The organism is Pelorhabdus sp. sgz311002, from assembly GCF_056134285.1.
This window is the reverse complement of sequence record NZ_JBWBCL010000012.1, coordinates 1-17,792: the sequence shown is the minus strand read 5'-3', so window position 1 is coordinate 17,792 and position 17,792 is coordinate 1. Positions and strand designations below refer to the sequence as shown.

The following is a 17,792-nucleotide window of genomic DNA, read 5'->3' as shown; positions in this document are numbered from 1 at the left end:
AAAACAATTTTTCTACGCCTCTATTCTTTGACGATTTACAAAGTGGACTACTGTAAGATCACAGGCTTTTGCTAGCGCGTCGGCCTCTTCTAAGGCCCGTCCAACTTCGCTGATCCGGTGGGCGTCAGAACCAAGCGTTACATAACGCCCCCCAACTTCCCGAAAACGCTGGTAAATGGGCATAAGCTGCTGCACCGTCTCTTGCTCGGTAAAGCGCCGCGTATTTATTTCCAGGGCAATATCTTTTTTCGCAACAAGCCGCAACACTTCATCAATCATCTCAGGAAATTCAGAGTAGTGGATCTCCGGATCGGAGTAAGGTGCGTAGCGCGCTATATAGTCAATATGCCCTAAGCTATCAATACAATCAAAAGCACTCAGGCATTCCCACATTGCCTGAAAATATCTTTCATAGGCTTCCTTCTTACTTCTTCCTTCATAAAAGGGATTATAATAAAGATCCTTCTGATCCACGACATGAATCGAGCCAAGAACAAAATCAAAGGGATAGTCTTTAATCATTTGACGAAATTCTTCGAGGCAATCAAGACGCAAACCAATTTCAATGCCTAGAAGAATTTGCTTGGAACGATATGGCCCAAATTTAGTAAAATAATCCGACGGCGAAAAAACAAATTGGTTCGGTTTCGGATATTTTAAATCCATATGCTCTGTAACAATAACTCCCTGTCCATAGTTTTGAACCCAGTCTTTTAGTTCCTTAAACTTCATTTCCGAATCTGTGGAAAATTCTGTATGTAAATGAGTGTCGTAAAGCATAGCTTCCTCCTCTTAATGGTTTACTACTAACAACTTAAGAACCTTCAATGCGCTGCAAGACAAGTCCTGACTCCTGACAGTCAAAAACCTCGGGCGAAAGCTTACGTAAATCTTCAATTCGCCAGCCATTTCCCTCTTTTGCCAAAAGAGCTAACGCTTCTTCTAATGAGCTTGCCAAAACAGCTGCTGTCGCGGCTGTATAAAAATCCTGATGAACGCAAGGCTCCTCAATCATGCTATAACTATGAAATTTTCGATTATGGCGCCACAAATAAAGTTTCACTTGCCTCACCTCGTTTTATTGACTTGAGTATTACTTGTAGTATTATAATAGCATTGATTGTAGAGCCTTACAAATGAAAAGAGCGCCACTGCAGGCGCCCATGCTTCGTGGTATACTTCTTATTTAGCATGTAGAACTTTCTTCTTCTGCCCAGAAAAAGAGCAGCACTAGAATGATGATGATAATAACCCAGTTGTTTCCTCCGCGAAAGCCGCCGCCGCAAAAGCCCATAAAGACTTCCTCCTTTTTGCCTCTGTCTCATTACAGTGTATCCTATGCATAGAGAAGGTGCGGGGTTCCGCAATCTAAGACCATATTTTGACCACAACAACTCCTTTTTAGCCAGCTATAATATACATGTTTCACGCTGGTATAACTCCTGGAATAGCCATCGAAGATCAAATAGTCAGTAAGCTTTTCTCTAACAGTCTGTTGCTTTATTATGCCGATGCCTTCATATTTCCAGAAAGACTTATTACGCTTACAAATCCAAATGACCTAGCATTCGTGAAATCTCCAACACTTCGGATTTAAAAATGCTGCAAAAATTTTAGATCCATTATTAAAATAGAAACGAGGTCAGTGGATTAGTATTCCACTGACCTCATTCTTTTATTTATCTGCTAATTATTCATAGAATATATAATAATCGCTTGCTTAGAGTACTATCATTTTACGTAATAACTATTTTCCTTATCTAATAATGCCTGATTCCAGAAAATACCTGCCTCATTGAACCTTGGCTCAATAATCAGCTGCCCCTTAGTATCCATATACCCCCATTTACCGTTCTTTTTAACTGCTAACAAATCAAAGGATCCGCCCATAAGGTCTGATGAACTGCTATACTCCGCCGGAACAACCCATTTTCCGGCAGTATCAATTAGGCCCCACTTGCCATAAGCTTTAACCTTAGCAAAACCGCAGAAGAAGCCAAGTTTTTCTTGTAACGCTTCCGTCTCAGGAAAACCTACCTCATCATAGCGGAAAGCAATAACCGTTTTCCCTTCGGTATCAATAAACCCCCACTTCTCGCCTATTCTAACGGCGGCCAAACCATCATTGCCAAAACTTGAAACTTCATCAAATTTTAACAAAGTCAAAGGCTTACCCGTTGTATCAATAAATCCCCATTTATCATCTTTTTTGACCTGGGCAAATCCTCTCCGAAAAGCTGACATCTTGTCATATTGGGCCGGTACGATAAATGCCCCCGTCCTGTCTGCAGCTCCCCATTTTCCCTTTACATTAACAACAGCGAGTCCATCATGAAACTCTCCTGTAAAATCATTTTTAGTCGAAAGAACTTCTTTACCGGTTTTATCAATATATCCTCGTTTCGTATTCTCTGGCAAAAGGTCATTAGTACGGATATCTACCACACCTGCAGTAGCCCCTACCACTACCATGACCGCGTCAAAAATGTTGAACGATCTTTTTACAACTCTGACTTCTGCTAATCCGTTCTTAAATGGAAAAACACTATCGTAGTCAGAAGCTAACACGGTGCCACTGCGATCAATGTAACCCCAGTTTTTATCAGTCTTAACCATAGCAAAACCGTCTTGAAATCCATTGCTTACTTCAGGAAACTGCTCTTTGATAATCATTGCACCAGTTTTATCAATAAAGCCATACTTTCCCTTTCTTTTGACAGCAGCCAATCCTTCGTTGAATTTCAAAGCATCTTCAAATTGAAAGGGGATAATCACTTTACCATTATTGTCAATATAACCCCATTTTCCATCGCTCTTTACCGGTGCTATCCCATCGCCAAACAGCCCTGCTTCCTTATAGCCAGGAATGGTTAACATTTCTTTTATTTTGTAATAACCCCATTTACCACTATTTTTAACAACAGCAATATTTTCGCTTATACCAGCTACTTCATCATATTCTACCGGGACAACAATTTTCCCTTGCGTATCGTAATATCCCCACTTACCTTTATACTTTACTGCTACGAAACCATCCTTAAAAATTCCCACCTCATCAAACTGACAAGGTATCACCATGACTCCTTTTTTATCATAAAAGCCCCAGCCCAGTTCCGTTTTTACTGCTATTAAACCATCTTGGAAGGCTCTGATTTCTTTACATTCGGCTGGAATTACAAATTGCCCTTGCGGATTAATAAACCCCCACTTGCCATTGAGCTTTACACCAGCTAACGCAATATCAGAAGAGTTGCGATTATCCTGAGTTGGTTCCCCCTGCACCACAGGTTCAGTAATTATCGGATCAGCTGCACTGTTTTCAATTTGTGCAGCTGCTTTTACAGGAAAACTGCCTAATAAACATACATAAACAGTAATTAATCCGACAAAAATTTTAGTCCATTCTGTTAACCTCATGCTAATAGTTCACTCCTATTCCTAAATTTTCCTACAACAACAAAAGACATTATATTCCAATTCATACTAATTTGCAATGTTTTTTTGCAAGATAAATACAATTTTCGACATTTAATCAAATGCCTTTTATGTTATAGATAAGCGTTAAAAAAGCCGTTACCCTGACAAAGTCAACTGGATGCGGCTTGTATCTTGCATTCATTAAGAGCATTCATTAGTAATAGTTTTTGCAGTATAGCAGCATCAGAAATATCCCAGTTAGGTGCGTTCTTCAATACATAATTTAAATATGCATAAGGATTAAGATGATTTTTCTTCGCCGTTTCCACCAGACTATAAATTATACTACTAGCTGTTGCATCTCGCGACGTATTAGTAAACATAAAATTTTTGCGACCAATTATAAACGGCTTAATACTTCGCGCAATACAGTTGTTATTAATTTCAAGCTAAATGCTCTATCTTTCGTACTCTTCGAGTTAGGAACAGACTTAAGACGCTCTGAACTACTAGCGTTTCATTGAAAAATATGGATTTTAGCAAAAAAACTTTAACGATCGAAGGTAGTGTAACAAAATTAAGAAAGACTGCGTATCTTTTCTACCAATAACAAAAACGATTCATCTAATCGTTTTGCTACTAGACATAGTGATTGAAGAATTGAAGCAGTATAAATCAGAGCAAGGACCAACTACGCCTGATGACATCGTTTTTAAGAACCGTAAAGGAGGCTACATTCGTCCTTCCACTTTTAGCTATACAGTTCCATTATACTTGGCTAAAAAACGCAGGACTGCCTCATACTCGCTTTCACGATCTAAGGCATACTCATGCTACAGATACGCTTCAACAAGATGCTGTAAATAAATTTGATGATATTCTGCAAATGACTACGCCTAAAACTCACAAAAAATAATTTGCCATAGCACTCCGGTAGCACTTTTAAACATGAAAAAAGACTTCCCAAACTGGGAAGCCTTAATCTTGTTGGTGCCGAAGGCCGGACTCGAACCGGCACGAGGAGACCTCGTCTGATTTTGAGTCAGGTGCGTCTGCCAATTCCGCCACTTCGGCATGTCTTCGTGCTGCACATCGCAGCGACATAAATAATAATAACATCCAGAACCTATTATGTCAAGCACTAAAATGCCAGTTTATAAAAAAATTATGAAGCATTTTATAAAACCCTATGGTAAAATCGTAAATAAACCACTTTCGCGAGGTATTTATGAATATATCATTAAACGGACAGCCCTTTTCCTTTGACGTAGTTTTTGTGCCGCGTCGAAAAACCTTACTACTAAGAGTAGTTTCGGCAAGACAGCTCGAAATTAAAGCGCCAAAGAATTACCCGCTTGCCCAAATTCGCGCGCTGCTACTTGAAAAGACTGCCTGGATCATAAGCCATGCCGCCCATCTGGAGCAATTGTCACACGCCACTGTCAATCAAACAATTGCACCGGGTCAAAAAATTTTATTTCAAGGGACGCCCCATGAACTAATCTTCCATGAACATGCCACAGAAACGAAAGGCATGATCGAACAAGACGCGATTCATTTATATTTTGCAACAACTTTACCGCAAGCTCCCAAGGCGATACTAGCCCAGCTCTTCCAAGAGGCAGCGCAGACCAAACTAAGAGAAACTACCGAAACCTGGGCAAAAAAGATCGGCGTCTTTCCCCGCAAGATTACCTTAAAAAACCAAAAGACTTTATGGGGAAGCTGCTCTTCCGCTGGAAACATAGCTTATAACTGGCAGATTATTATGGCACCGCCGCAAGTGATGGATTATCTCGTTATTCACGAACTAGCTCATTTACGTGAACCAAACCATTCCAAACGATTTTGGCAGATCGTAGCCACTTTTGACCCAGCTTATCAAAAACATCGCCTTTGGCTGAAAGAAAAAGGACTTCTATTACGGCGTCTTTTTTCAAATTAAGAGGAAAAACCAGCTTATATGGCGAAATTCCTTAACAGACTACTCAGTCAAAAACAAAACATTTAGGAGGTTTGAACCTATGAACCGATTGAAAACTCTTTTGCTCCTTTGCTTTTGTCTAGCTTTCTTTTTGCCAACAACTTGGGCTAGCGAAGCGCCGACGGTAACCGTTCAGGGAACCAGCCGGATGGAAATAGAACCAGACCAAGCTTTTATTACTTTAGGCGTCGTAAGTCAAGCCGAAACGGCCGAAGCCGCCAGAGCCCAAAACGCGCAAAATTCCACTGCCGTCCGTGACAAAATTGCCGCACTCGGAATCGCTGCGCAACAAATTCACACATCGCAATTTGTGATTTACCCTGTCTATGCTAATGAACCAGATAAATCCACAAAAGTAGCGAAAATCATTGGCTACCGTGTAACAAACAATATTACCGCACAAGCTGATGATATTGCCAGTGTAGGCACAATCATTGACTCAGCCTTAGCTGCAGGCGCCAATCAAGTCACAAATGTACGTTTCCAGAAAAAAAATGATACTGAACTAAAAAAGGCACTGTTGACAGAAGCTGTACAAAACGGCTTAGAAAAAGCCCAAACCATTGCGGCAGCTCTCAATAAAAAAATTAAACGCGTTTCTTCCGTAACAGAACAGGATCTTAGCTTCCAACAACCTGATTCGCCTCGGTTGATGCTGAAAGCGGAACTATTCAGTAGTAATGCAGCTACACCGATTTCCCCAGGAACCATTATCGCAACTGGCACTGTCTCGCTCATTTGTGAACTAGAATAAAACTTACTGTCTATCCTAGCTAAAAAAATGGGATGTCTCGCTATCGGTAACCCGATGTATGAGACATCCCGTTTTTATTTTGTATAAAATTTTGCAAACCACTTGACTAAAAAAAGCGCTAAAATTCCACCGCCTACCCCAGTAATAAACTGTGGCCAGCTCATTACAAACAAAATCGCCTTTGCTGCCGGTGCTGGCAATGTCAAAAAAGATAATAACCAGACAAAAGAACTATACATCATTACGGTTTTAAGCGTCGCCGCTCCCAAAAGCCTCAACCAACTTGCCCTATGACGTAAACCGTAAAAACTCAACAGAAAAACTGAATTGGCAATAGCCACAGGCAAAATGAATACAGGCAAAGGCAGCATTTGCTGCGCAAAAGCTACAAGCGGTGTAATCCAAGCAATAAACAAAGCGGCTCTAAGCCCTACCATTTCACAGGCGAACAGCAAAACACTGTTAACTAGCGTTCCGATTAAAAAGGTCGTGAACATCGGCGGAATCGGAATCATCAGCCGCAAGGACTGAAACACAAGCGCTAAGGCGAGTAGCAGTGATCCGCGTACAAGCTGACGAAGTTTCATTTGTGCCACTTATGACGCAATCGCCGCACAGTCGAACGAGGCGGTCGTAAGTTTCCGCCCAAAAAAATCCAAACAAGTAAGGCCAACAGCAGCAAGCTCGCCACTACACTTCCAATAATATCTAGATCTGATAAGACATTGACTATGGTCAACCCAACTAAAAAGGTCAAACTTTTTCCCATATCAATATAGGGATGGCGTTTTAAAACAAGATAGCAAACAGCTAACACGCCTACATCAATCAACACCCAAGCAAACATGTGTACAAAGACATTTTTCAGTAAGCTGCTGCCAATCATAATCGCAAAAATTAACAACCAAGCCTGATTCATCGAGTATCTCTCCTTTCTTAAAATAAGGCGATCTCAGAATGCAGTTGCGGCGCCAAATTAAATAAGGATTTTTGAATCAGTTCCGCTTCCCCTTGCGTGACCGCTAGTTTTACCCAATACTCACGGCCATCGACAAAGTGAAAATAAAACTGATACCCTTTCGTAGCTTCTTCACAGGAAATTTTATCTAGGTCCGTCAAAAAAACATCATCATGCTTGACAAGGCCCTTCATGAATTTTTTCCGATAAATCACAAGACGCTTTGCTGTAACTAAAAAACCCGCATCGGGAATAGAAAGCATAAAAAAGGATTTTTCTAAGGGAACAATACAGGGAATTTCTTCTGGCGGAAACAAATTTGCTCGAAGAAAATCAACCCAAACGCGTTCTGGAATCTTTTCCATTTCTGTTAAAACAGGCATGCCTTTCACCTCACTCTTCTAATCCTAACTGATTGCATCACTTTCGTCAATTCTTTCGAAATTTTGAAAAAAAGTTTATTATTTCCGTTTTCTGTGCATACTTTGATTATATAGAAAATTATTGCATAAAGGAGTGTTTTTTATGAGTTTTTCCTTTCAGTTATTCGAGCCGAAAAAACCTCGCACGGTGCCAAACACAGAACCACTTGTAGAAGTTCGTCCCAATGGCCGCATCGTTTTTAATAAAAAAGCGGCTGATCTTTTGGCAAACAACCGATTTTGCATGCTTGGTTATGATGCGACGCAAGAAGCCGTCGGTATTCTCCCCTTAGAAGAACCAAAAACAAATTGTTTTCCCATCCGTTTCGCTTCTAAAGGCGCTTATATCGGCGCCAAACGCTTTTTTAAACATTTTAACATTTTACCGGAAGAATTAATTGAAAATCAACCGATTCAATCAGGTAACTTTTTAGGCATTCCTCTGAATCAACAATAAAAACACAGCTGTCTCCCAGGCAAAACGCTCTTTGTGAAAGCTTTGCCTGGGAGACAGCTCTTATTTAGGGCAGGAAAATAGCCATAAAGCGAGAATAATTATAAGGCACAGGCCGCGAGGACTTCCTTTGCATGGCCTTGTGCTTTTACTTTGCGCCATACTTTAGTGATTTTACCTGTCTCATCAATCAAAAAGCTAGATCGTTCAATTCCCATTACTTTTTTTCCATACATATTTTTCTCTTTCATAACGCCGTAAAGTTCGCATACCTTGGCGTCACTATCGCTCAGTAAGGCAAAAGTTAACGAATGCTTGTCTTGAAATTTTTCATGAGTAGATACGGTATCGCGGCTCACCCCTAGTACCACAACATTAAGTGCTTCCAATCTCGCAACAATTTCATTAAATTCTTGCGCTTCAATAGTGCAACCCGGCGTATTATCTTTCGGATAAAAATAAAGGAGAATCCGCCGTCCTTTCAAGTCCGATAAGGTAATGGTTTGCCCGCCTGCAGCTGGTAAAGAAAAATCAGGCGCTATCATATTTTCGGTAATTTCGCTCACTCTATTCCCTCCGTTTCTCCTAACTCGCTCATCTTATTCGACATAGTTTAACCAAATCCTGTTATTCTACACCATTTTTACTGTTTTGTAAGGAAAGGACTTTATTATGGCAAAACAACGCATTTTATCTGTTGAATATATTCGCGGCATTGCAATGCTCGGGGTAGTAGGTATTCATACCGGAGCTTACTCACTCACAAATCCTAAAGTAAATATACAGCTTTTCGCTTTACTCGAAATCGTAAGTCGCTTTAGCGTACCTATTTTCTTCTTCGTTTCTGCTTTTGGCCTCTTTTGGGCGCAAAATTTAACAGCGCCCTTTTCTTATGGCGAATATCTGCGAAAACGCGCTAAAACCGTTCTGATTCCCTATTTAGTCTGGTCTTGTCTGTACTTGCTTCATTCCACTTATCTAACTGGCGATACAAGCTTTTGGCGACCACGCGAACTATTTGACACGCTTTTTTTCGGACTGGCTTCTTACCAACTCTATTTTCTCGTCATTTTATTATGGTTTTATCTATTCATGCCTGTTTGGCGCTATTTGCTCAAAATTTTACTTTCCCATCCTGTTTATTTTATCCCTTTGCTGATTCTGCAAATCGTCTTCGATTTTTATTCTAGTTATTGCATTCCTGCCGTTACAGGACATCGCTTTGTAGATCATTTGATTGACTACCGTTTGAATTACTGGGTTTTGCACTATGTATTTATCTTCCTTTTGGGCGGTTACTGTGCTCAAAACTTCGTAGCGGTATCTCAAGCAGTAAAGCGTCATAAAAACGCCGTCCTTCTCTTCATTACGACAACCTTGATCGCGATGCTTGGCTTGTACTACTATCTGCTGTTTGGGCTGCACTATACGCCGGAACAAGCTGTGAATACAGGACACCAACTCAGCCCTTTCGGGATTCTCTATACAGTAGCGGCAAGCTTGTTCTTTATCATGTGGTTTGAAAGCTATTCGCCGCCCACTTTATTGGCCTCGCTGCTGCGTTCTTTAAGCACCCATTCTTATCTTGTTTATCTTGTCCATCCCTTTTTTATGTATTATCTGTCACGTCTATTAGAAAAAGAAAATCTTCTGTTTACAGGCTTTATGACTTTATGTTTCTACAGCGCCACAGTTCTTTGCAGTCTTCTCTTCGCGGCTTGTTTAAACCATTACAAAAAGAAACTGCCGCTTGTATCATTGTTACTAACAGGCAACCGCCAATAAAAACTTCGATCAACTAAGACAAAAAGAACAAAGGGGGCAGCTCTTTTTTGTCCCCAAGCATTCCGATCGCTTCTTGCAAAGCTGCCGCTTCTCGTTTATTCTGACGTTTATTTTGACACCAATACAGATAAAAGAGCTGACAAAAGGCCTCTATTTCTTTTTGCCCTTTAGCAGATGCTTTCGGCCACTGATGAAATATCCAGAATAAAAGATCGCTAAATGCGACTGTTGCTTCCTGACGTAAAACAAAATGCATCAACAACGATAATTCTTTCATGATTATGAAAAGACAGTGTTGTCGAAAACCCTGACTGGCTTCTGAATAGCCTAGCCGACATTCATCACGCAATAAAACTCGTCCTTTTTTCAAAAAGGGATATAATAAAGGAAAGATTTGCTCATACCCGCGCTGCTGCACTGCAATACGGCAAATCCGCCCAGCGCTAGCTGCTGCAGCTTCGAAATAGGCAACGTTTCCCGCCTGTAGGGCCGCTTCAATCATCCCGCTGACAATAAGCGGCGTCACAGTACTCTTGGTCGAAGCCAGAAGCTGACAAGCAATACTTTGACTTTCTAAAATCCACTCCGCAAATTGTGCTTTCGATAAACTGCCTTGTTCTACAAGAATAGCGATCGCTTCAAGCAAAAAAGCCGTTGTATCTTCCGTTCTTTGGCTAACACTTTTTCTTAGCCAAGAAACCCACGGCGCTATGGGTAACGCTCCTAAAGAATGTAGATCACTTCGCTCCATGATTCTAGTATATCGTAAAACGATCTCACGAAAGAGGCTTTGATCTCGCCTAACTGCGATAGAGCCAATCCTTCCTACTGTTAATAGACCGGCTGCAACAGCCGGTCTATTTTCTATGTCGCTTAAACTGGATTCGTTTTTCTCTAAATAAAGTAATGTAAGGTCGGCCGCTTTAGCACAAAGAAAAATTTGACCATACCGTGCAGAAATGAGCGCTAAAAAGGCAAGTTGACTAAGGCAAGCCGTTTGTTGCTCCCGATTCAAACAGCGAAATAAAGGAGTAAACGCAGCAAACAACAAAACAGCCATATCATGTTGTTTCGTCTTTAAACAAGCAGCAATCGCCAAAGTAAGCTTCATCGGTTCATTTTCACGATGCCAGCCGTTCCCATAAGCACTTTTTATCTGCTCAATAATTTGGACGGCTTCTACTGTTTTTCCTTGTTTTAAAAAAGCAAAGAGCAGTAAAAAAGCTTTTTTGAGCCATAGTAAGGATTGCTCTGTATTCTGCTTTTGCTCCAGACGTTTTCTAGAAAAAGCTAAAAGGAAAAAACGCCCGCGCAAAATCTTGCGTCCAAACCCCAGCATCAGCCCTGCTCCCCTTTCCGTCCCTTTACCGTACGTTAATTTCCCCTTGATAAATCAAACCTCTCGCCGCATCGACAGTAACAATCGCCCCATCCTTCAGGCGATCTGTAGCGCCATCAACGCCGACAATGACGGGCATTCCGTAACTGATCCCCACAATGGCTGCTTGAGAAGTAAATCCGCCTTCTTCGGCAATAATCGCGCCAGCCTTGACAGCAAACGACGCTGTTCTTTCATCAATACCGGGAACAATCAAAATATCGCCATCTCTAAACTTTTCCTTGATTTCCCGCTCGGACCGAACAATACAAACTTTGCCTGTTACACTTTTTTGACCAACACCCGTACCGCGCATTAAAATATTACCCACAACATGAACACGAATCATATTGGTTGTACCAACTGTTCCAACAGGAACGCCGGCAGTAATCACAACAAGGTCTCCATCTTTAATAATATTGGCAAACAGAGCACTAGCTACCGCATTATTAACCATTTGATCACTGTCTCTAGAGCTAGGGCCATGAAGCGGACAGACACCCCAATGTAACAGCATACGTCGCAGCGTTTTTTCATTGGGCGTAACAGCTACAATCACCGCTTGTGGACGATATTTTGAAACCATACAAGCCGTATATCCCGATTCTGTGGCTGTCACAATCGCCGCCGCCCCTAGTTCGTGGGCAATTTGTACCGTCGCATGACTGATTGCATCTGTCGTCGTCCGAGATTGTCCCAAACCCTTGTTGGCAAGCAGTGAACTATATTCAAGGGAGTTTTCGGTACGAATCGCAATTTTCGCCATCATTTTAACCGCTTCTACGGGATATTTGCCGGAAGCAGTCTCGCCGCTAAGCATAATACAGTCGCTACCGTCATAGATAGCATTAGCAATATCACTAGCCTCAGCCCGAGTCGGTCTAGGATTTGTCATCATTGATTCCAACATTTGGGTTGCCGTAATAACAGGCTTCCCTACGCGGTTGCATTTATGAATCAATAATTTTTGAATGATTGGTACTTCTTCTGCCGGAATTTCAACCCCTAAGTCGCCGCGGGCTACCATAACGCCATCAACGACTTTTAAGATTTCATCCATATTATCAACACCAGCGGCATTTTCGATTTTAGCAAAAATCAACATGTCCGATTCGGCTTCTTCTAAAACACGCCGAATTGCTAAAACATCGGCAGCTCGCTGGATAAAGGAGGCGGCAATACAGTCCATCCCCTGCTGAATCCCAAAATGTATATCGGCAATATCCTGTTCGGAAAGCGGCGGCAACTGTACACTAACGCCAGGGGCAGCTACCCGCTTCCTATCGCTAATTTCACCGCTGTTTTGAATTGTTGTTACAATATTGCCATCTTCAATTTTATCAACATGCAAACTGATTAAACCGTCTGACAGCAAAATTGTATCACCTGATTTCACTTCTTCAGGCAAAAGAGCATGGCTAACTGTAGCCATATCCGCCGTGCCTTCGATCGTCTTGCCCGTCAAAACAAAACGATTTCCAGCCACAAGCTGCGCTTTCCCGCCTTTAAATTTCCCAAGCCGCATTTCCGGCCCTTTGGTATCGAGCATTAAAGCCACAGGAATTTTCGTTTCTAGCGACGCCTGTCTAACTAAAGCAATCCGTTTCGCATGATCCTCGTGCGAGCCATGCGAAAAGTTGAAGCGAGCCACATTCATGCCTGCTTTTAACATCTCCGCAAGAGTTTCAAGCTTGTCCGTACTAGGTCCTACAGTGCAGATGATTTTCGTTTTTTTAATCATAAGACACTCTCCCTACAGCGATTTATTTAATAGCAAATTGACATAGAATTTCATGTGCTTCATTGACTTCTGATTGTAAAACGAGTATTTCATGGGCGCCGTCGCCAACACCGGCAGCACCGAGCGGCCTAGTATCGGCAAGAATTCCTTCACTTGTCAATAGATTTTTAAGCGTTTCTGCTTGTGCTCGATTTACCGCAATATATACAACTGTCCACATAGCAGCCTCCCAGGCCCTTAATTTAATGAATCTTATACTTTTGCAGCTTTTGATAAAAGCCGGAGCGATGAATACCAAGCAATTTTGCTGCTTTGCTTTTATTGCCGCCTGCTAACTCTAAAGCCTTATAAATGGCTTGTTTCTCCGTATCTCCTACTAATCCTGCCAATTTTTTGTTATTTTCTTGATTTTTCTGCGGCAATGATACAGTGACTGGTGACAACAGCGGTAAATGCTTCGGCATAATATAACGTTCATCGTCCATCATATTAACAGCTCGCTCCAAAACATTCTCTAACTCGCGTACATTCCCTGGCCATTCATAAGCCATTAAAAGTTCCATGGCCGCTGGCGAAACCCCTTCAACTTCATGTTGGACATGATAATAAATTTTTTGTAGCAGAACCTGACATAATAAAGGGATATCCTCGCGTCGCTCCGAAAGCGGCGGAATATGAATCGGAACAATATTTAGACGATAGAACAGGTCAAGGCGAAACTCACCTTTTGCCATCTTTTCTTCCAAATTACAATTGGTGGCTGCAATCACTCGTGTATCGACTTTGGTGCTTTTGGTGCCACCAACGCGTTCAATTTCTTTTTCTTGCAAAACGCGGAGCAGCTTTGCCTGCATCGATAAAGGCATATCACCAATTTCATCAAGAAAAATTGTTCCCCCCTGAGCTAACTCAAATTTGCCGGGCTTACCGCCTTTACGAGCACCGGTAAAGGCCCCTTCTTCATAACCGAACAGCTCCGATTCTAACAGATTTTCCGGTACAGCAGCGCAATTCACTTTCACAAAAGGTCCATGACGACGCGAGCTAGCATGATAGATAGCTTGGGCAAACAGTTCTTTACCTGTACCGCTATCCCCCAGAATCAGAACGGTTGAATTCCCCCGTGCCGCTTTTACAGCTAACATTTTTAGCCGTTCCATCTCTTCACTTTTCCCGACAATCTGTTCTACTGCCAGCTTATGGCCTTTACTGCTGGTCTCTTCTGTATAGCATTCCATATCAGACTGCATCTTAATATGCTTATTGGCTAGAGTTTTTAATTCTTTCAGTTCTGTGAACATAATTTTACCAACTGCACCGACAACTTGTCCGCCCTGCATCACTGGCAGACGTGTTACGATACAATGGTGACTTTTAATTCGCTGATATTCGCCTACTTCAGCTTTGCCTGTATGGGCTACCATATGCATCCTGGTATTGGGAATCACGTCAGACACATGTTTACCAACAGCGTCTTCGCGACGAATCCCGAGAAGGTTACAATAAGCCGAGTTTAGCATAACGATAATTCCCTTACGGTCTACTGCTACCACACATTCTAGCATGCTATCGACAAAAAGATTGGTCATGTAATTTTGTTGCTGCACTGTCCGCAATTCTTTTTGCAATTTATCAAGAGCTGTAATATCCTGAAAGGTTGCTACAGCGCCGTCAATACGCTGTTCATTAAAAATGGGAAAACGATTTAGTAACAACTCGTGACCATTTACATGAAAATACTGATTCATTTCGGCTGTAGACGTCTGTAGAACGCGAAGCATTCCTAGTTGCGGTAAAACTTCTTCAATCGCCCGGCCTTCTAATTGATCTTTTGTAAGACCGATTAACTGTTCCCCGGCTCGATTTACTGCTGTAATAAGCCCCTGTCCATTAATTGCAATCACGCCGTGAAATAAGGCATTATTTTCGGAATCGAACTCACTTTCTAAAGCAGTCACAGCATCAGGAAGACTATATAAAAGCGAGCTGCAATTTACAATGCCTAAAAAACGTTTATTGTCATCCACAACAGGGTAAATCACCTGTTCAAAATGCTTATGATGTTGATGAAGTTCAAAAAGAGTCATAAGCGGTCGAAGCGTAACAATGTTGACTGTCATCACTTCTGAAATCGTATGCCCTAAAGCATCGCCGAAATCGCCAATTGCCTTAATTAAAGCCGGTTTTGTCAATAATCCAGTCACACGGCTTTCACTATTCACTACAGGTAAAGATTCATAGCAAAGATTCGTTGAAAATACCTTTGCCGCTTTTGCCAAAGACATTGACGAATTCAAAGGAACGATATCTGTATTCATCATATCGATGATGCGCATTAGACTCCTCCTTTAAATACTTAGGTTCGAATATAAATAATTTGACGCTTGCAGGCGATTTCCTTTTTTCCAAAAAGCTCCGCTTAATACAAAAAGGAACTTGCCTGACGACAAGTTCCTTCGCTTGCTTTTGCAAAGTTATTTTCCCGTAAAAGCTGGTTTGCGTTTTTCCACAAAAGCAGCCATACCTTCTTTTTGATCTTCTGTAGCAAAGCAAAGGCCGAAGACTTCCGCTTCATAAGCTGTGCCGGAATCAAGATCCACATCCATGCCTTCGTTAATTGCTGCTTTACAAAGCCGTACAGCAATTTCGCTTTTCCCCATAATTTTATGAGCCATTTTCTTTGCTGTATCGAGAAGCTCGGCCAAAGGCACTACTTTGTTCGCTAGGCCGATACGATAGGCTTCTTGTGCATCAATCATATCAGTTGTAAAAATCAGTTCTTTGGCTCTGCCTTTGCCGACTAAACGAGGCAAACGCTGAGTACCACCAAATCCCGGAGGAATTCCTAGGCCAGCTTCTGGTTGACCAAATTTTGCATTTTCCGCAGCAATACGAATGTCGCAAGCCATGGACAGTTCGCAGCCGCCGCCTAAAGCAAAACCATTCACAGCAGCAATCACTGGCTGTGGTAATTTTTCTATTTTATCGAATACAGCCTGACCAAGTTTTCCCCAGTTACGGCCTTCGATTGCATTCATTTTCTGCATTTCTGTAATATCGGCGCCAGCGACAAAAGATTTTTCACCGCTGCCTGTAATAATAACAACTTTGACAGCCGGATCAACGGCTATTTTGCCAAACAAATCGGTTAAATCATACATAACTGCTGCATTTAAAGCATTGAGCGCTTTCGGGCGATTAATTGTTACTAAAGCAATTCCTTCGTCAACGCTGTAAAGTAGTGTACTATATTCCATAATATCCACTCCCTAGCTTTTAGTATATATTCTATACTTTCGTTGCTACCCGTGACTACAGAAAAGAGTCCTGCAGGAGATCCTGCAGTGACTCTTTATGCATTTATTTCTTCATAACTGTTGCTTTACCATCAGTAACAACTTTTCCTTCTTGATTTGTTACTGTGGTTTTTAAAACTAGACGGTTTTTACCTTCGATTTTTTCGATAACTTCTGCCGTCGCTGTCAGCGTATCGCCGAATTTCACGGGAGCGAGGAAAGAAAGTTCCTGTCCCATATAAATTGTATTTGCCCCAGGAAGAGTTGTCCCAAGCACAGCGGAAATAAGACCCGCAGAAAGCATGCCGTGAGCAATTCGTTCGCCAAACATTGAGTTTTTAGCAAACTCCGCATTCACATGGACCGGATTGAAGTCTCCTGTGATACCAGCAAAAGCATAGACATCGGCTTCTGAAATCGTTTTAGAAACACTGGCTTTTTGACCGACTACGATATCAGCAAACTTTACGTCTTGAATCATAATGTCACCTCTTTCTTTTTTTATTCAAAATTCATTTTCACTGGCTTGCATACACTTATATGGTTAAGAAACCATTTAAGCTTTTAGCTTTTTAAACTCTTCAATCAAAATCGGTAGAACTTCCATAGCGTCTGCTACAATACCATAGTCGGCATATTTAAAGATTGTCGCATCAGGATCTTTATTGACAGCAATAATCAGATCTGATGTAGTCATGCCCGCCAGATGCTGAATCGCGCCTGAAATCCCAAAGGCAAAATAGATCTTCGGCGCAACGGTCTTACCCGTCTGACCCACTTGATGCAGCGCCTGTTTCCAGCCAGCGTCAACCGCTGCACGGGACGCCCCAACGGCTCCGCCCAGCACTTCTGCCAAGTCTTCAATGAGCTTGAAGTTTTCCAAGCTGCACAAGCCACGGCCGCCTGCTACAACAATTTCTGCTTCTTCAATATTGCACGATGCCGAACATACGCTGATCACTTCGATCAGTTTCGTCCGAATTTCTTCTGGTTTCACTTTGCTCTTTAAGCGGACAATTTCGCCCGTTTTGCTATAATCTTGCTCGGGACGCTTAAAGACTTTCGGGCGAACCGTACCCATCTGCGGACGATAATCCGGGCATACAATCGTAGCCATGATGTTGCCGCCAAAAGCTGGACGCGTCCAAGCTACTAATCGATCTTCATTGATATCCAGGTTCGTACAGTCTGCCGTTAGGCCTGCATTGACCCGACAAGACACTCTCGGTCCGAGATCGCGGCCGTCGACTGTCGCTCCTAATAAAATTACATTCGGTTTATACGTATTGACTAAATCGACAAACGCGCTAGTGAAGGCATCGGAATTGTAATGACTGAATTCTTCTCCTTCTACGGCATAGACTTTGTCTGCGCCGCTCGCAAAGAGTTCTTTCGCCACTTCATCTACATTCCCGCCGAACATGACTGCCGACAATTCTTCGCCTAATTTATCGGCTAAAATCCGACCCTGGCCTAAGAGTTCATGAACCACGCCGCGAGCCTGACCGGCGGTCTGTTCTACAAAGACCCATACGCCTTTATAATCACTCTTATCGACTGTCGCCGACGATTCTACTTTTTCCCGGCTGATTGCTTCTACCGG

19 protein-coding genes and 1 tRNA gene are annotated in these 17,792 nt (G+C 42.1%); 4 read left to right on the top strand and 16 right to left on the bottom strand.

Going from position 1 to position 17,792, the window contains the following annotated elements:
• Positions 1 to 12: 12 nt before the first annotated feature.
• The 5 genes from AC0NJP_RS15075 to AC0NJP_RS15055 form a co-directional block, all read right to left on the bottom strand.
• Positions 13 to 780: a histidinol phosphate phosphatase gene (locus tag AC0NJP_RS15075; protein ID WP_474040639.1), complete on the bottom strand. Its 768-nt coding sequence runs from the start codon at positions 778 to 780 to the stop codon at positions 13 to 15.
• Between the two features lie 34 nt (positions 781 to 814).
• Complete coding sequence (locus tag AC0NJP_RS15070; protein ID WP_474040640.1) at positions 815 to 1,063, bottom strand: hypothetical protein; 249 nt, start codon at positions 1,061 to 1,063, stop codon at positions 815 to 817.
• Positions 1,064 to 1,731: 668 nt separating this feature from the next.
• Positions 1,732 to 3,417 carry a WG repeat-containing protein gene (locus AC0NJP_RS15065; RefSeq protein WP_474040641.1) on the bottom strand — a complete coding sequence of 562 codons (1,686 nt, stop codon included), beginning with the start codon at positions 3,415 to 3,417 and terminating at the stop codon, positions 1,732 to 1,734.
• Positions 3,418 to 3,587: 170 nt separating this feature from the next.
• On the bottom strand, positions 3,588 to 3,800 hold the full coding sequence (locus AC0NJP_RS15060; protein ID WP_474040642.1) for a transposase domain-containing protein: 213 nt from the start codon (positions 3,798 to 3,800) through the stop codon (positions 3,588 to 3,590).
• A 605-nt stretch (positions 3,801 to 4,405) separates the two neighbouring features.
• A tRNA-Leu gene (locus tag AC0NJP_RS15055) sits at positions 4,406 to 4,491 on the bottom strand.
• Positions 4,492 to 4,645: 154 nt separating this feature from the next.
• Between AC0NJP_RS15055 and AC0NJP_RS15050 the strand changes: the two genes are divergently transcribed.
• Together AC0NJP_RS15050 and AC0NJP_RS15045 are read left to right on the top strand one after the other, a co-directional pair.
• Positions 4,646 to 5,362, top strand: coding sequence for a M48 family metallopeptidase (locus AC0NJP_RS15050; RefSeq protein WP_474040661.1), 717 nt, complete (start codon positions 4,646 to 4,648; stop codon positions 5,360 to 5,362).
• Between the two features lie 79 nt (positions 5,363 to 5,441).
• Positions 5,442 to 6,155 (top strand): SIMPL domain-containing protein, encoded by a 714-nt coding sequence (locus AC0NJP_RS15045; RefSeq protein ID WP_474040662.1) that lies wholly within the window; start codon positions 5,442 to 5,444, stop codon positions 6,153 to 6,155.
• Positions 6,156 to 6,229: 74 nt separating this feature from the next.
• On the opposite strand, the gene AC0NJP_RS15040 is transcribed toward AC0NJP_RS15045, so the two are convergent.
• The 3 genes from AC0NJP_RS15040 to AC0NJP_RS15030 are packed head-to-tail and all read right to left on the bottom strand — an operon-like array spanning position 6,230 to position 7,496.
• Positions 6,230 to 6,742 carry a hypothetical protein gene (locus AC0NJP_RS15040; protein WP_474040663.1) on the bottom strand — a complete coding sequence of 171 codons (513 nt, stop codon included), beginning with the start codon at positions 6,740 to 6,742 and terminating at the stop codon, positions 6,230 to 6,232.
• Positions 6,739 to 7,074, bottom strand: coding sequence for a hypothetical protein (locus tag AC0NJP_RS15035; protein ID WP_474040664.1), 336 nt, complete (start codon positions 7,072 to 7,074; stop codon positions 6,739 to 6,741). Before AC0NJP_RS15035 ends, AC0NJP_RS15040 begins: the two co-directional genes overlap by 4 nt.
• 17 nt (positions 7,075 to 7,091) lie before the next feature.
• A complete protein-coding gene (locus AC0NJP_RS15030) occupies positions 7,092 to 7,496 on the bottom strand; it encodes a hypothetical protein (RefSeq protein ID WP_474700339.1) in 405 nt (134 codons plus the stop codon).
• Positions 7,497 to 7,638: 142 nt separating this feature from the next.
• On the opposite strand from AC0NJP_RS15030, the gene AC0NJP_RS15025 reads away from it, so the two are divergent.
• Positions 7,639 to 7,992 carry a hypothetical protein gene (locus tag AC0NJP_RS15025; RefSeq protein ID WP_474040666.1) on the top strand — a complete coding sequence of 118 codons (354 nt, stop codon included), beginning with the start codon at positions 7,639 to 7,641 and terminating at the stop codon, positions 7,990 to 7,992.
• A gap of 98 nt (positions 7,993 to 8,090) precedes the next feature.
• On the opposite strand, the gene bcp is transcribed toward AC0NJP_RS15025, so the two are convergent.
• A complete protein-coding gene (gene bcp / locus AC0NJP_RS15020; RefSeq protein ID WP_474040667.1) occupies positions 8,091 to 8,555 on the bottom strand; it encodes a thioredoxin-dependent thiol peroxidase in 465 nt (154 codons plus the stop codon).
• A gap of 106 nt (positions 8,556 to 8,661) precedes the next feature.
• Between bcp and AC0NJP_RS15015 the strand changes: the two genes are divergently transcribed.
• A complete protein-coding gene (locus tag AC0NJP_RS15015; RefSeq protein ID WP_474040668.1) occupies positions 8,662 to 9,774 on the top strand; it encodes an acyltransferase in 1,113 nt (370 codons plus the stop codon).
• A gap of 13 nt (positions 9,775 to 9,787) precedes the next feature.
• On the opposite strand, the gene AC0NJP_RS15010 is transcribed toward AC0NJP_RS15015, so the two are convergent.
• The 7 genes from AC0NJP_RS15010 to AC0NJP_RS14980 all read right to left on the bottom strand — a co-directional run.
• Positions 9,788 to 11,113: a hypothetical protein gene (locus tag AC0NJP_RS15010; protein ID WP_474040669.1), complete on the bottom strand. Its 1,326-nt coding sequence runs from the start codon at positions 11,111 to 11,113 to the stop codon at positions 9,788 to 9,790.
• 25 nt (positions 11,114 to 11,138) lie between these two features.
• On the bottom strand, positions 11,139 to 12,893 hold the full coding sequence (gene pyk, locus AC0NJP_RS15005; protein WP_474040670.1) for a pyruvate kinase: 1,755 nt from the start codon (positions 12,891 to 12,893) through the stop codon (positions 11,139 to 11,141).
• A 22-nt stretch (positions 12,894 to 12,915) separates the two neighbouring features.
• Entirely contained in the window at positions 12,916 to 13,113 is a 198-nt protein-coding gene (locus AC0NJP_RS15000) for a putative signal transducing protein (RefSeq protein ID WP_474040671.1), read from the bottom strand.
• A gap of 22 nt (positions 13,114 to 13,135) precedes the next feature.
• Positions 13,136 to 15,229 carry a sigma 54-interacting transcriptional regulator gene (locus AC0NJP_RS14995; RefSeq protein ID WP_474040672.1) on the bottom strand — a complete coding sequence of 698 codons (2,094 nt, stop codon included), beginning with the start codon at positions 15,227 to 15,229 and terminating at the stop codon, positions 13,136 to 13,138.
• 138 nt (positions 15,230 to 15,367) lie between these two features.
• Positions 15,368 to 16,153: a short-chain-enoyl-CoA hydratase gene (locus AC0NJP_RS14990; protein ID WP_474040723.1), complete on the bottom strand. Its 786-nt coding sequence runs from the start codon at positions 16,151 to 16,153 to the stop codon at positions 15,368 to 15,370.
• Between the two features lie 100 nt (positions 16,154 to 16,253).
• Complete coding sequence (locus AC0NJP_RS14985; protein WP_474700338.1) at positions 16,254 to 16,670, bottom strand: MaoC family dehydratase; 417 nt, start codon at positions 16,668 to 16,670, stop codon at positions 16,254 to 16,256.
• Positions 16,671 to 16,745: 75 nt separating this feature from the next.
• Positions 16,746 to 17,792: electron transfer flavoprotein subunit alpha/FixB family protein (locus AC0NJP_RS14980; RefSeq protein ID WP_474700337.1), on the bottom strand; the 1,047-nt coding region annotated here is incomplete at its 5' end.

What these genes read in the sequence shown, in the direction of transcription:
- AC0NJP_RS15035 (WP_474040664.1), bottom strand. Translation starts at nt 7,074, where the DNA reads ATGAATCAGGCTTGGTTGTTAATTTTTGCGATTATGATTGGCAGCAGC.
- AC0NJP_RS15060 (WP_474040642.1), bottom strand. Translation starts at nt 3,800, where the DNA reads ATGTTTACTAATACGTCGCGAGATGCAACAGCTAGTAGTATAATTTAT.
- AC0NJP_RS15050 (WP_474040661.1), top strand. Translation starts at nt 4,646, where the DNA reads ATGAATATATCATTAAACGGACAGCCCTTTTCCTTTGACGTAGTTTTT.
- AC0NJP_RS14995 (WP_474040672.1), bottom strand. Translation starts at nt 15,229, where the DNA reads ATGCGCATCATCGATATGATGAATACAGATATCGTTCCTTTGAATTCG.
- AC0NJP_RS15015 (WP_474040668.1), top strand. Translation starts at nt 8,662, where the DNA reads ATGGCAAAACAACGCATTTTATCTGTTGAATATATTCGCGGCATTGCA.
- AC0NJP_RS15075 (WP_474040639.1), bottom strand. Translation starts at nt 780, where the DNA reads ATGCTTTACGACACTCATTTACATACAGAATTTTCCACAGATTCGGAA.
- AC0NJP_RS15065 (WP_474040641.1), bottom strand. Translation starts at nt 3,417, where the DNA reads ATGAGGTTAACAGAATGGACTAAAATTTTTGTCGGATTAATTACTGTT.
- AC0NJP_RS14985 (WP_474700338.1), bottom strand. Translation starts at nt 16,670, where the DNA reads ATGATTCAAGACGTAAAGTTTGCTGATATCGTAGTCGGTCAAAAAGCC.
- AC0NJP_RS15045 (WP_474040662.1), top strand. Translation starts at nt 5,442, where the DNA reads ATGAACCGATTGAAAACTCTTTTGCTCCTTTGCTTTTGTCTAGCTTTC.
- AC0NJP_RS15030 (WP_474700339.1), bottom strand. Translation starts at nt 7,496, where the DNA reads ATGCCTGTTTTAACAGAAATGGAAAAGATTCCAGAACGCGTTTGGGTT.
- AC0NJP_RS15000 (WP_474040671.1), bottom strand. Translation starts at nt 13,113, where the DNA reads ATGTGGACAGTTGTATATATTGCGGTAAATCGAGCACAAGCAGAAACG.
- AC0NJP_RS15040 (WP_474040663.1), bottom strand. Translation starts at nt 6,742, where the DNA reads ATGAAACTTCGTCAGCTTGTACGCGGATCACTGCTACTCGCCTTAGCG.
- AC0NJP_RS15025 (WP_474040666.1), top strand. Translation starts at nt 7,639, where the DNA reads ATGAGTTTTTCCTTTCAGTTATTCGAGCCGAAAAAACCTCGCACGGTG.
- pyk (WP_474040670.1), bottom strand. Translation starts at nt 12,893, where the DNA reads ATGATTAAAAAAACGAAAATCATCTGCACTGTAGGACCTAGTACGGAC.
- AC0NJP_RS15010 (WP_474040669.1), bottom strand. Translation starts at nt 11,113, where the DNA reads ATGCTGGGGTTTGGACGCAAGATTTTGCGCGGGCGTTTTTTCCTTTTA.